Here is a 12,949-nt window from a genome sequence, read left to right as displayed (position 1 = left end):
CGACGGCGTACGTCCTCAAAGGCGAGGATTTCATGGCACAGCCTCCCGCAGCCGAACACCAGCATCCGCGCGACCGCAGCCGGAACATTCTGGCCGCTGCTGCGACCGGTGTCGCCGATTTCATCGCCCTGACGGGAGGCCGCCCCGAGGCGGTGTTCGAACGGGTGGGCATCGATGCCGAATGCCTCGGCCAGACCCGCCGCGCGCTCGACCTCGCCGACTACGTCGCGATGATGGAAGATGCCGCGCAGGAGACCGGCAACGACAATTTCGGACTGTGGTTCGGCCAGCGCTACCAGCCGCAGATGCTCGGCCTGATCGGCGAGATCGCACTCGCGGCGCCGACGCTGGGCTCTGCGATCGAGCATCTTGCGCTGTGGTTTCCCTGGCATCAGCAGGCGACCGAAACCCGTCTCACGCGCCATGACGGTTTGCTCCGGCTGGAATACCGCATTCTCGACGGCTCGATCGTCGATCGCCGGCAGGACGCCGAATTGACCATGGGCATGTTCGCGAACGTCTTCCGCGCCTGCCTGCCATCGGGCTGGGCGCCCGACATGGTGCTGTTCGAACATGCCAGGCCGGCTGCCTGGCGCGATCATGAGGCAGCCTTCGATGCCGACGTCGGATGGTCGCAAGGCACCAATGCGCTGGTGTTTCGCGACCGCGGCCTGGACCGCGCCATGCCCCAGGCCAATCTGTCTCGCCTGCAGCGGCTGACGACCGATCTCGCCGGTGTCGCCGGCTCCTGCGGCACGCCCGCGTTCCTCGATCTGGTCCGTGGCGAAATCCGGCGGCGGTTGTCGGCCGGCGCGCTTCATCTCGAGGAGGTCGCCGAGGCGCTGTCGACCACGTCGTGGACGTTGCAGCGCCGGCTTGCCGAGTTCGGCGCCACCTTCTCCGACCTCGTCGAGGTGACGCGGCTCGACCTCGCCCGCCACTATCTGCGCCAAGCGCATCTGCCGCTCGGGGACGTGGCCTTCCTGCTCGGCTACTCCGAAGCCTCAGCCTTCTCCCGCGCGTTCTCGCGCTGGATCGGCTGCAGTCCCCGGCAGTGGCGCCAACGGTCATTGCAGGCGATCGTTCGCAGCTAGCGACTCGCCGCTGGCATCAATCGGCCGGCATCGTCTTCTCGACCAGCCGCACCCAATAGGACGCGCCGTGGCCGAGGATGTTGTCATTGAAGCGATAGGCCGGATGGTGGCAGTCCTTGCCGTCGCCCATGCCGAGGAAGACGAAGGCGCCGGGGCGGGCCTGCAGCATGAAGGCGAAATCCTCGGCCCCCATCAGCGGCGGCGCATTGTCGACCACCCGCTCCGCGCCGACAACGTCGCGAGCGACGTCAGCGGCGACGCCGGTCTCGCGCGCATGGTTCATCGTGATCGGGTAGAGCCGCGTGTATTTCGTCGTCGCCTCACCGCCATAGGTGCGGGCGATGCCGTCGGCGACCTCGGCAATGCGGCGCTCCACGAGGTCCTGCACCTCGGGATCGAGCGTGCGCACGGTGCCCTTCAATTCGACGGTCTCCGGAATGACGTTCATCGCCTTGCCGGCCTCGACGACGCAGATCGAGATGACCGCCGACTTGATCGGATCGACGTTGCGCGACACGATCGACTGCAGCGCCGTGATGATGTGCGCGGCGATCAGCACGCTGTCGACCGCTTTGTGAACGCCGGCGCCGGCATGACCGCCCTTGCCGCGGACGGTGATCTCGAGCTGGTCCGATGATGCCAGCATCGGACCCGGCCGCAGCGCGAACACGCCTTCGGGCACGCCCGGCGCATTGTGCAGACCGTAGACCTCCTGGATGCCCCAGCGGGTCATCAATCCATCGTCGACCATCGCCTTGCCGCCGGCGCCGCCCTCCTCGGCGGGCTGGAAGATCACGATCGCGGTGCCGTCGAAATTGCGCGTGTCGGCGAGATGCTTGGCGGCACCCAGCAGCATCGCGGTATGGCCGTCATGGCCGCAGGCATGCATCAGGCCCGGCGTCTTCGACGCATAGGGCACGCCCGAGGCTTCCTCGATCGGCAGCGCGTCCATGTCGGCGCGCAGGCCGATGGTGCGACCTGAACTGGTCCGACGGCCGCGGATGACACCGACCACGCCGGTGCGCCCAATGCCCGTCACCACCTCGTCACAACCGAATTCGCGCAAGCGCTCGGCGACGATGCCGGCGGTGCGGTGCACCTCGTACATCAACTCCGGATGTTCATGGAAATCATGGCGCCAGGCGGCCATGTCGTCGGCGAGCGCGGCGATGCTGTTGAGGATGGGCATGGAGGCGGTGTTCTCGTTCAGGACATTGACGCCCGAACCATGACCGGAACGGCGGACGGACACAAGCTTCCGCCTGCATCAGCCCTCGATCGGGGCGTGTGACAGGTAGGCCAGAAGCTTCATCTCGCGGCGGCCGCGGGTGACGGTGTCGAGCACCAGGCCCGACGAGGCCGACAGCAGCGCCATGATCATCAGGCCCATCGACAACACGGCGGTCGGCAGCCGCGGCACCAGTCCGGTCTCGATATAGGTGACGAAGATGGGAATCGCGAAGCCGATCGAGACCAGCGCGAGGAAGATGCCGATCGCGCTGAAGAAGCGCAGCGGCTTTTCCGAACGATAGAGCTTCAGGATCGTGCCGAGGATGCGGAAGCCGTCGCGCCAGGTGTTGAGCTTGGAGACGGACCCTTCGGGCCGCGCGTAGTATGGCGTCGCGAGCTCGGCGACCGGCAGCGCCAGCTCCAGCGCATGCACGGTCAGCTCGGTCTCGATCTCGAAGCCGTCGGAGAGCACGGGGAAGGATTTGACGAAACGGCGCGAGAATACGCGGTAGCCGGACAGGATGTCCTTGAAGGCCTGGCCGAACACCTCGGCGAGGAAGCTCGTCAGCATCCAGTTGCCGGTGCGATGGCCCATGCGGTAGGCGGCCTGCTCCTGGTCGACGCGCAGACCCACCACCATGTCGAGCCGCTCGCTCACGAGACGCGCAACCATGCCGGGCGCGCTCGGCGCGTCATAGGTCGCGTCACCATCGACCAGCACGTAGATGTCAGCATCGACATCGGCGAACATGCGCCGGACGACGTGACCCTTGCCCTGCCGCCGCTCAGAGCGCACCTCGGCGCCGGCCGCGCGCGCGACCTCGATGGTGCGGTCCTTGGAATTGTTGTCGTAGACGTAGACGGTGGCCGTCGGCAGCGCCTGCTTGAAATCGCGGACCACGGTGGCGACCGCGGCCTCCTCATTGTAGCAGGGCACCAGCACGGCGATCCGCATCGAAGGTGATATCATCGACCCCTCTCCCACGGGACGGGAGACTGCCCTCATTCGGTGCAGAAATTCATAATGATCCGGCGGCAACGTGCTGTTCCGGCCGCCAAGTGGGAATGATCTTAACGCCGTCTAGCACCTCGCGCAGGCGGGACAGCGTGCCGAGCGTGGTTCCCTCCGGCAGCGCATCGCGGGCGAAGAAGCCGGTCTCCACGATCTCGAGGTTCGGCTCCGGCGGCCGGTCCTGCGTGAACCTTTTGATAACGAAGACGGCGACGTGGTCGCGCGGCGAGACATGGCCGTTGAGGAAGATGCCGTGCAGCTCCGGCTCGCCTTCGAGCGCGATCCGGCCCTCCTCGAACAGCTCCCGCGTCAGCGCCTCGATGAACGTCTCGCCGACCTCGACGCCGCCGCCCGGCAGGTGCCAACCCGAGACATAGCCGTGCCGGACCAGGAACACGCGGTTCTCGGCATCCAGCACCACGCCGCGGACGCCGAGCGTCATGCCGCGGGCGAAGCGCCAATAGAGGTGGAAGCCGCGCCGGAGCGCGGGCTCGAGCCGGATCCGCAGCCGGCTCAGATATGTCGTCATCGCTGTCGTCGTCCTGGTTGTTCTTGCGCTCGCTGGCAGGGCTTGTCATGAGAGCCGGGCACCACGAGGGATAGCACGAGATGACATCTGGGCGCGCTTGCATCCGCCATCGGCACCGAGGAGCATAATGGCTGCCTTCACGCTCGCCCATCTGTCCGACCCGCATCTCGCGCCACAGCACAAGCCGCGCCTGTCGGAGCTCGCCGGCAAGCGCGCGCTCGGCTATCTCAACTGGACGCGCAATCGCTACAAATACCATCGCCGCGACATCCTCGATCTGCTGATCTCCGACCTGCACACGCAGATGCCGGACCAGATCGCCGTCACCGGCGATCTGGTCAATTTCGCGCTGGAATCCGAATTTCCCATCGCCCAGGCCTGGCTCCGGACCGTGGGGCCGCCGGACAGGGTCACCGCGATTCCCGGCAATCACGACGCCTATGTGCGCTCGACGCGGCCGCGCTTCGCCGAGAGCTTTGCCGACTATTTCGGCGGCGATGCCGAGGGACCGGCCACGTTTCCGTCGCTGCGCCGGCGCGGGCCGCTCGCGCTGATCAGCCTGTCCTCTGCCGTGCCTTCGGCGCCGTTCATGGCGACGGGACGGCTCGGCCGCGCACAGCTCGCTGCGCTGGAGCAGATGCTCGAATCGCTGGCGCACGAGCAGCTGTTCCGCGTGCTGCTGGTGCATCATCCGCTGCGCTCGGCCCACCGGATGAAGCGGCTGACCGACGCGAAGAAGCTGATCGCGCTGCTCGCCCGCCACGGCGTCGAGTTGATCCTGCACGGCCACGACCACGTGCATTCGACGCTCTGGATCGACGGCCCGGAGCGCAAGATCCCGGTCGTCGGCGTGCCCTCGGCCTCCTCGATCGCGCATGGCCACTATCCGGCCGCGGCCTACAACATGTTTGCCATCAGCAGCGACGGCAATCACTGGCGCTGCGACATGACCGTGCGCGCGGTCAACGAGGCGCTGCGCGTGCGCGAGATCCGCGAGGTCCGCCTGCTTTGAGGCGCGGCCAGGCCGTCAGATCTGCTGCAGGCTCGCATAGAATGCGACCCCGAACAGCGACAGCGCGCCGAGCACGAAGCCGAGCACGAACGGCCAGATCCCACCGCGCCGGCGCGGCGCCTCGGCGATCGTCCTCGCCTGAGCCCGCGCGACGCTGAAGGCGCGCTCGCGCTCGACCATGCGGCGGGCGACGTAGTCGGTGACGGCCTTCACGATCGCGCCGATGTCGTGCGACTCGGCGAGCACGATGCGGCCGTTGCGGGTGTCCTGCACAAAGCGGTACTGCCGCTTGTCACGCCCCATCACGACATGGGCGACGACGTCGACCCACAGCCGCGGCGTCTCACCCTGGCTGATGCCGCGATCGAACAGATCGAGCTGACTCGGGATCTCCGCGAACAGCGGGTCGAGCGCATCGTTGAGGATCTCCAGCCGAGCCACCTCGGCGTCGCGCAGGTCGACCACCACGCCTGTTCGGTCTGCGGCCTCGATCCGGGCCTGGCGCAGCGCTTCGCGCAGGCGCACGGGGCGGGAGTCTGTGCTGCTATCGGCGGCCTCGGACATCGCTCACGCTTTCACGGTTCGGCCCTGGTTTCGCCAGGTTCCCACCGTGTTAACCTAGCAGTAACCCAGTATTCTGCAATCCCCTTTCATCTTCAATGGGTTATAAGCACGCCGTCGTAACCACGAAACGGACGTGGGCGGCCCCCTCCGGAATGACCCGGCTGAGACCGCCCCGTCCTTGGGCTCTTCCTCGAGCTTATTCAAATACCCGGCAATGCATTCCTTATCGGCGGTCAGGCCGCCGGAGCGCGCTGCGGCTCCTCGACGATCGAGAAGCGGACGCCAGCCTTGTGGCGGTTCTCCTCGGACACCTCGCGCCAGCAGTCCTCGGCTTCCTTGCGCGACTTGAACGGACCCTTCACCTGGGCCGAGCCTTCCACCAGCTTGTGGAAATTCATCGAGCCGAACTCGCCGCCGATCACCCAGAAATTGCTGCTCATGAGACTCTCCTTGAACCGTCACAACTTTGACAGTGCATTGCGAATTGCGTGACAGGAGATAAACGCGAATCCGGCTGTTTCGTACAGATCCATTGTTTTCGAATGGTGATGTCATGTAACATCATCACTTGTCATAAATGTCATTTTGTAATAATTGTCACAACCCAAGGGCCCGGCTGGCCCCAGGGGGATCGAGATGCCCGGCGAATCCGGAAAGAAGCTGTTCGTCGGCCCGCGCTTCCGGCGCATCCGCCAGCAATTGGGGCTGTCGCAGACCCAGCTCGCCGAGGGCCTCGGGATCTCGCCGAGCTATGTCAACCTGATCGAGCGCAACCAGCGTCCGGTCTCTGCCCAGATCCTGCTGCGGCTGGCCGAAACCTACGACCTCGACCTGCGCGACCTCGCCAGCGCCGACGAGGACCGCTTCTTCGCCGAGCTCAACGAGATCTTCTCCGATCCGCTGTTCCGCCAGATCGAGCTGCCCAAGCAGGAGCTGCGCGATCTCGCCGAGCTCTGCCCCGGCGTCACCCACGCGCTGCAGCGGCTGTACGCGGCCTACACCGAGGCGCGCCGTGGCGAGACCCTGGTGGCGGCGCAGATGGCCGACCGCAACGAGGGCGCCCGTTTCGAGGCCAACCCGATCGAGCGGGTGCGCGACCTGATCGAAGCCAACCGCAACTATTTCGCCGAGCTCGAGCAGCAGGCCGAAAGCCTGCGTGACGCGCTCGACGTGCCGGCCGAAGGGCTCTATGCGGCGCTCGCGGCGCGGCTGCGCGAAAAACATTCGGTGCAGACCCGCGTCATGCCGGTCGACGTGATGCGCGAGACCTTGCGCCGCTACGACCGCCATCGCCGCCAGCTGCTGATTTCCGAGCTGGTCGACGGTCCCGGCCGCACCTTCCAGCTCGCCGTGCAGCTCGGCATGGCCGAATGCCTGCCGCAGTTCGAGCTCATCATCGGCCGCGCCGGCGCCATCGACGACACCGCGCGCCGGCTCTACCGCATGACGCTCGCGAGCTACTTCGCCGCCGCCGTGATGATGCCCTACGCGCCGTTCCTCACTGCTGCGGAGGCGCTGAGCTACGACATCAACGTGCTGGCGCAGCGATTCAGCACCGGCTTCGAACAGGTCTGCCACCGCCTCACGACCCTGTCGCGCCCGAACGCCCGCGGCATCCCGTTCTTCATGCTGCGCGTCGACAATGCCGGCAACGTCTCCAAGCGCTTCTCGTCGGGCACCTTCCCGTTCTCCAAGTTCGGCGGCACCTGCCCGCTGTGGAACGTGCATTCGACCTTCGACACGCCCGACCGCCTCCTTAAGCAGATCATCGAGCTGCCCGACGGTTCGCGCTATTTCTCGATCGCCCAGATGGTCCGCCGCCCGGTCGCGCCGCATCCGCTGCCGCAACCACGCTTCGCGATTGGCCTCGGCTGCGAGATCAGGCATGCGTCGCGCCTCGTCTACGCCGCCGGCATGGACCTGGAGAAAACCGAGGGCACTCCGATCGGCGTCAACTGCCGGCTCTGCGAACGCGAAAACTGCGCCCAGCGCGCCGAGCCGCCGATCACGCGGACGCTGATCCTGGATGAGACGACGCGGCGCGTCAGCTCGTTCGCGTTCAGCAATGCAAGGGAGCTTTGAGACCACGTCTCTCTCCTCCGTCATTCCGGGGCGCGCAGAGAGCAGCGCCCGATGCCGGCAGCGCCGCATGCGCACCTTTGCCCACCCTACGAACTGCAATCGCTAGAGAGCTTTCGTCTGGAAGAAGAATGAACCGACCTAATCCGAGGCCAGCCGCGAGAAGCGGAAGTTGCAGTGGCTTGCGCCACCGGCCAGCGTCTGCGTCCGCTCGAGCCGGACGCCGCGCGTCGCATAGGCGTCGACGTCCAGCCCGCAGATGTTCGGCAGGATGTCCTTGTCACCATGACGAGCGGCGAATTTGCAGAAGCCGCAAGCCTTGTAGTCGATGCCGAATTCGAAGGTGTCACTCGGGCCGGGCTCGACGACATCGTAGACGAAGTCGTCAGGAAATTCGCGCCGATGGCTTTCCGACGTACTCAACGCCGCCTGTTGACGCAAGAAGCTCCGGTTCTCGGGCGACATGAATCGACGGCCCGCTTCGAGACGCTGCGCTTCGGGCTCCGTGAGCAGCTGCGCCTTGTGGACCTCTCGTTCGATGTCGCCGATCACGGCGGATGGCAAGCCGTGTCGCCGGAGCACACGGCTCATGGCCATGAAGCCGATGAGCTGCATGAAAAACGCGGTCATGCGGCTTGCGGCGCCTCCGACATATGGAAGCTGGTGGAGCACGACGTCGAACTCCTTCATGACGTCGGCCCTGATTGCATCGATGTCAAACAGCTCAGCCCGCTGGCTCAGGAAGGGCACGGCAAGGTCGAGGCGCTGGCGCATGGCGTCCTGCATGGCGCCGATGTGCGTCTGGTAGAAGAGATGGATATCGGACATCGAACCTCCTTCATTGCCGGGCCTGTCCGGCGGGCACGTTGAGCAAGCAACCCTACCCGCGACCATCCGCGCGCCTCAAAGCAGAGTTTCTGCGGCTCAGCGAAAGAAAAACTATTGCAGGCCTTCGGGCCTGCCGTGCCAGACTGCCTGACGATGACCTACAGCCTCCCTCCCCTGAACGCGCTCCGCGCCTTCGAAGCTGCGGCGCGACATCTCAGCTTCAAGCTGGCTGCGCATGAGCTGCATGTGACGCCCGCCGCTATCGGGCAGCACGTGAAGGCCCTCGAACTGCGCGTCGGGGTGCGTCTGTTCGAGCGGCTGCACAAGCAACTCGTCCTGACGGCGGAGGGACAGTCCTATCTGGTCGGGATCTCCGACGGCTTTCGCCGCATCGCAGATGCGACCTCGCAGCTCAAACCCCGATGCGCGGTGCTGCTGCAACTGGGCGTCCACGACGGCTTCGATTTGCGTCGCCTCGCGCTGGAGCATTTCCGCGGCACACATCCCGACATCGGATTGCGGGTCTTGCAGCCGGCCGGCTTGCATGAGTTGGTCGAAGGGAAGGTCGACGTGTTGATCGGCCGTGGCCTTAGCAACCATCCCGGCTATCGCTGCGACAGGATCGAAGGGAGCAGCGGCTTGGGAGACTGGCTCATCACACCTGAAGGGACGGCGGAGTGTCCGGAAGTGACGGGCTTGCGCGTATGGTTGCGTTCCAGATCGGCTGACGCCTTGCCGACCGACCGTCGACCAGGTCGGATCGGACTCGTCCGACGTTGAAGCCTCCCCCGCCCCCTCGCCTTTGCCAATATGGAGCCGTGCGAGCAACGACCGGTTAGCGGCGTCATGATCGTCGTTCATGTGCCGTTCGGACACGACGATCGATTGTTCGGGCTGAAATGTCGGCGCTTCCCGATGGAACCCGACGCCTTCAGAAATGTTGCTCCGCAGTTCCATACAGCAAAGCGAGAATAAGTTGAATCGCCGTCAGTTCATTCAATCTGCGGCTGCGATCCCGGTCGCCGCATCCTTGACGCGGAGCGCATCAGCCGCGCCGCCTGCGGCGCAGCCGTTCAATGCGGCCTATGTGCGCGACCTCGCGCGCAATCTCGCCGCCAAGCCCTACGCTGCGCCGGATGACAAGCTGCCGGACGCGCTGGCGAAGCTGAACTACGACGCCTACCGCTCGATTCGGTTCTTGCCGGACCATGCGCTGTGGCGCAGTGAGAACCTGCCGTTCCAGGCGCAGTTCTTCCATCGCGGCTCGATCTACAAGGACCGGGTCGAGATCTATGAGGTTGCGGACGGCAAAGCCAGCCCCGTGGCCTATCGACCCGAGGACTTTGCATTCGGTCAGCAAGTCCCGGCCTTCCCGGCGGCCGATCTCGGCTTTGCCGGCTTCCGCGTCCACGCGCCGATGAACCGGCCGGACTACTACGACGAGGTCTGTGTGTTCCTCGGCGCGAGCTATTTTCGCGCCGTCGCCAAGGGTGAGATTTACGGACTGTCGGCGCGCGGGCTCTCGATCGACACCGGCGAGGCCAAGGGCGAGGAGTTTCCGGTGTTCAAGGCGTTCTGGCTGGAGAAGCCGACGCAAGGCGCCACCGCAATGGTGGTGCATGCGCTGCTCGACAGCAAGAGCGCGACGGGCTCCTACCGGTTCACGATCCGCCCTGGCGAGACCACCGTATTCGACGTCGAGGCATCGCTGTATCCGCGCGTCGAGATCGCTCACGCCGGACTGGCGCCGATGACCAGCATGTTCTTCTTCGGACCCAACGACCGCAACGACGTCGACGATTTCCGCCCCGCCGTGCACGATTCCGACGGGCTTGCGATGTTCAACGGCAAGGGCGAGCAGTTGTGGCGCCCCCTCAGCAATCCGCGCGACCTGCAGGTCAGCGTATTCAACGACCTCAATCCGCGCGGCTTCGGCCTGATGCAGCGGGAACGGACATACACCGCCTATCAGGATCTCGAATCGCATTTCGAACGGCGGCCGAGCCTGTGGATCGAGCCGATCGGCGACTGGGGTGACGGCGCGGTGGTGCTGTTCGAGATCCCCACCAACCAGGAAATCCACGACAACATCGCCGCCTTCTGGCGGCCGAAGACGCCGCTCGCGGCCAAGGGCGAGCACAACATGACCTATCGCCTGCACTGGGGGCCCGATGTGCCGAAGCCGAATACGCTGGCGCGCTTCACGCGCACTGGCGTGGCCACCCGCGGCGAAGGCCGGCTGTTCGTTCTCGAGCTCCAAGGCGACGCCTTGAAGAGCCTCGATCCGAACATCGTCAAGGGCGTGGTCAGCGCGGCGAAATCCGAGGTGACGAACATCGTCGCGCAGCCGAACCCGGAGACGCAAGGTTGGCGGCTCAGCTTCCAATGCGCGGTCGGCGATGCGCCGGTCGAGCTCAGGGCCGAACTGGTTGCCAACGACAAGCCCGTATCCGAAACCTGGGTCTATCGATGGACGCCATGACCGCAGCGCAGCCGCGTCCGACCTATGAGGCTAGCGACGCGAGCTTTCTCCCGGCCGAGGCGCCGCTCGCGATGGTGCCGTCGCCACTCAATCATGCCGCGCCCGGCCGACGTGCCATCACGAGCGGCGGCCGCATCGCATTCCGGCGCGCTCTCATCTTCGCCGGCACCGCGGCGCTGACGCTGGCGGGCTGCTACAAGATGTACGAGGTCGTCGAGGTCGGTGGCGTGACCGTGCTGGAAGGCATGGTACTCGTGCTGTTCTCGATCCTGCTCGCGTGGATCGCCTTTGCCTTCGTTTGCGCGCTGGCCGGCTTCTGCGCCCTGCTGGGGCGGCGGCGCGATACGATCGCGATCGACATCGACGGTCCCCTGCCCTCTTTGTCCGGCCGCACAGCCATGCTGCTGCCGACCTACAATGAGGATCCGGACGCGGTGATGGTGCGGCTGCGCGCCATGATCGAATCGGTCGCCGGGACGGGACAGGCCGAGCGCTTCGACTGGTTTCTGCTCAGCGACACCACCGATCCCGACATCTGGATCGGCGAAGAGGCTGCGTTCGTCGATCTGCGCCAATCCTGCGGCACAGATCGGGTGTTCTACCGCCACCGGGCCGACAATGTCGCCCGCAAGTCCGGCAACATCGCCGACTGGGTGCAGCGCTTCGGCGCGGCCTACGACTATATGATCATTCTTGATGCCGACAGCCTGATGAGCGGCGCGACCGTGGTCCGGCTGGCCCATGCCATGGAGAACGCGCCGCAGGCGGCGCTGATCCAGACCCTGCCCGTGATCGTCAACGGCACCAGCCTGTTCGCGCGGCTGCAGCAGTTCGCGAGCCGGCTGTACGGCCCGATGATCGCGGCCGGCAATGCGTGGTGGTATGGCGCGGAAGGCAACTACTGGGGCCACAATGCGATCATCCGGGTCGCGGCCTTCGCGCAAGACGCGGCGCTGCCCGAGCTCCCCGGGCGCAAGCCGTTCGGCGGACATATCCTGAGCCACGATTTCATCGAAGCCGCCCTGATGCGCCGCGCCGGCTGGGGAATCTACATGACGGTCGATCTCGACGGCAGCTTCGAGGAGGTGCCGCCGTCGCTGATCGATCACGCCGCGCGCGACCGGCGCTGGTGCCAGGGCAATCTGCAGCATCTCGCCGTGCTGCCGGCGCGCGGCCTGCACTGGGTGTCGCGGCTGCATCTGCTGATCGGCATCGGCGCCTATGTCACCGCGCCGTTGTGGTTTGCCTTTCTCGTGCTCGGCATCCTCATCTCGCTGCAGGCCAACTTCGTCAGGCCCGAATATTTCCCCAAGGGCTTTGCGCTGTTTCCGACCTGGCCGGCTCAGGACCCGGTGCTCGCCGCCCAGGTCTTCGCGGCGACGCTCGGCCTGCTCATGGTGCCGAAGCTGCTCGCCTGCCTCTTCACGTTGTTCACGCCGACGCGACGCCGAGGCTTTGGCGGCGGGTTGCGCCTCTGCGTCGCCGTGCTGGCGGAAACGCTGCTCGCGGCCCTGATCGCGCCTTCGATGATGATCTTCCAGTCGATCGCCGTGATCGAAATCCTGATGGGGCGCGACGCCGGCTGGCAGGTGCAGCGCCGCAGCGACGGCGGGGTGAGCCCGCAGGAGATCCTTCGCAAATTCGCGCTGCCGACGGTATGCGGCCTGGTCATGGCGGCGAGCGCCTATGCCGTCTCCGTCCCCTTGCTGGCCTGGATGTCGCCGGTCATCGCCGGCCTCGTGCTGTCGATTCCGATCGGTCTGCTCACGGGCGGCCGCAGCACCGGCGCCCGCCTGTTCACGACGCCCGAGGATCGCGCTCCGCCGCCGGTGCTGTTCCGCGCCAAGCAGCTCGCGGAGAATCTGCGGCCGGATCGCCGGGCGGCGCTGGTCGAACTGCGCCAGAACGCCGGTCTCTGCCGCCAGCACGTTGCGTCCCTGCCGCCGCCTCGGCGTCGCGAGCCGGGCGACATCGACGTCGACCTCGCCACCGCCAAAGCGCGGATCGCGGGGGCCGGCTCGTTCACGCAGGCGATCCGCTTCCTGTCGCGCCGTGAGATCCTGGCCGTGCTCAGGGATGGCGCGACGCTGGAGCAGCTCGTCGCACTTCCCGCATGAGG

At 66.1% G+C, this 12,949-nt stretch carries 12 protein-coding genes; 6 read left to right on the top strand and 6 right to left on the bottom strand.

From position 1 onward, the window contains the following. Positions 1–32: 32 nt before the first annotated feature. On the top strand, positions 33–1,094 hold the full coding sequence (locus tag QX041_RS29165; protein ID WP_316167435.1) for an AraC family transcriptional regulator: 1,062 nt from the start codon (positions 33–35) through the stop codon (positions 1,092–1,094). Positions 1,095–1,110: 16 nt separating this feature from the next. Here QX041_RS29165 and QX041_RS29160 read toward each other — a convergent pair whose 3' ends face one another. The 3 genes from QX041_RS29160 to QX041_RS29150 form a co-directional block, all read right to left on the bottom strand. Then, positions 1,111–2,283, bottom strand: a complete 1,173-nt coding sequence (locus QX041_RS29160; protein WP_315717310.1) for a M20 aminoacylase family protein — start codon at positions 2,281–2,283, stop codon at positions 1,111–1,113. Between the two features lie 78 nt (positions 2,284–2,361). Next, positions 2,362–3,294, bottom strand: coding sequence for a glycosyltransferase family 2 protein (locus QX041_RS29155; RefSeq protein WP_315717311.1), 933 nt, complete (start codon positions 3,292–3,294; stop codon positions 2,362–2,364). Positions 3,295–3,343: 49 nt separating this feature from the next. Continuing rightward, positions 3,344–3,865, bottom strand: a complete 522-nt coding sequence (locus tag QX041_RS29150; RefSeq protein WP_315717312.1) for an NUDIX domain-containing protein — start codon at positions 3,863–3,865, stop codon at positions 3,344–3,346. Positions 3,866–3,992: 127 nt separating this feature from the next. On the opposite strand from QX041_RS29150, the gene QX041_RS29145 reads away from it, so the two are divergent. Next, the gene (locus QX041_RS29145) at positions 3,993–4,877 is read left to right on the top strand and encodes a metallophosphoesterase (protein WP_316167433.1); all 885 of its coding nucleotides are present in this window, start codon (positions 3,993–3,995) and stop codon (positions 4,875–4,877) included. A gap of 15 nt (positions 4,878–4,892) precedes the next feature. On the opposite strand, the gene QX041_RS29140 is transcribed toward QX041_RS29145, so the two are convergent. Together QX041_RS29140 and QX041_RS29135 are read right to left on the bottom strand one after the other, a co-directional pair. Beyond that, on the bottom strand, positions 4,893–5,441 hold the full coding sequence (locus tag QX041_RS29140) for a hypothetical protein (protein ID WP_315750384.1): 549 nt from the start codon (positions 5,439–5,441) through the stop codon (positions 4,893–4,895). A gap of 233 nt (positions 5,442–5,674) precedes the next feature. Next, on the bottom strand, positions 5,675–5,881 hold the full coding sequence (locus QX041_RS29135) for a hypothetical protein (RefSeq protein ID WP_315717315.1): 207 nt from the start codon (positions 5,879–5,881) through the stop codon (positions 5,675–5,677). Positions 5,882–6,077: 196 nt separating this feature from the next. On the opposite strand from QX041_RS29135, the gene QX041_RS29130 reads away from it, so the two are divergent. Beyond that, positions 6,078–7,523 (top strand): short-chain fatty acyl-CoA regulator family protein, encoded by a 1,446-nt coding sequence (locus QX041_RS29130; protein ID WP_316167432.1) that lies wholly within the window; start codon positions 6,078–6,080, stop codon positions 7,521–7,523. A gap of 138 nt (positions 7,524–7,661) precedes the next feature. Here the strand turns inward: QX041_RS29130 and QX041_RS29125 are convergent, their stop codons facing one another. After that, positions 7,662–8,348 (bottom strand): L-2-amino-thiazoline-4-carboxylic acid hydrolase, encoded by a 687-nt coding sequence (locus QX041_RS29125; protein WP_316167431.1) that lies wholly within the window; start codon positions 8,346–8,348, stop codon positions 7,662–7,664. A 153-nt stretch (positions 8,349–8,501) separates the two neighbouring features. On the opposite strand from QX041_RS29125, the gene QX041_RS29120 reads away from it, so the two are divergent. The 3 genes from QX041_RS29120 to mdoH all read left to right on the top strand — a co-directional run bounded on the left by QX041_RS29120 (position 8,502) and on the right by mdoH (position 12,947). Next, positions 8,502–9,128, top strand: coding sequence for a LysR family transcriptional regulator (locus tag QX041_RS29120; protein ID WP_316167429.1), 627 nt, complete (start codon positions 8,502–8,504; stop codon positions 9,126–9,128). A 196-nt stretch (positions 9,129–9,324) separates the two neighbouring features. Further along, a complete protein-coding gene (locus tag QX041_RS29115) occupies positions 9,325–10,830 on the top strand; it encodes a glucan biosynthesis protein G (RefSeq protein ID WP_316167427.1) in 1,506 nt (501 codons plus the stop codon). Next, the gene (gene mdoH / locus QX041_RS29110; RefSeq protein WP_316167426.1) at positions 10,818–12,947 is read left to right on the top strand and encodes a glucans biosynthesis glucosyltransferase MdoH; all 2,130 of its coding nucleotides are present in this window, start codon (positions 10,818–10,820) and stop codon (positions 12,945–12,947) included. Before QX041_RS29115 ends, mdoH begins: the two co-directional genes overlap by 13 nt. Positions 12,948–12,949 lie beyond the last annotated feature (2 nt).

Source organism: Bradyrhizobium sp. SZCCHNRI2009, assembly GCF_032485115.1.
Taxonomy (GTDB): Bacteria; Pseudomonadota; Alphaproteobacteria; order Rhizobiales; family Xanthobacteraceae; genus Bradyrhizobium.
This window is presented reverse-complemented; position numbering and strand designations above follow the sequence as displayed.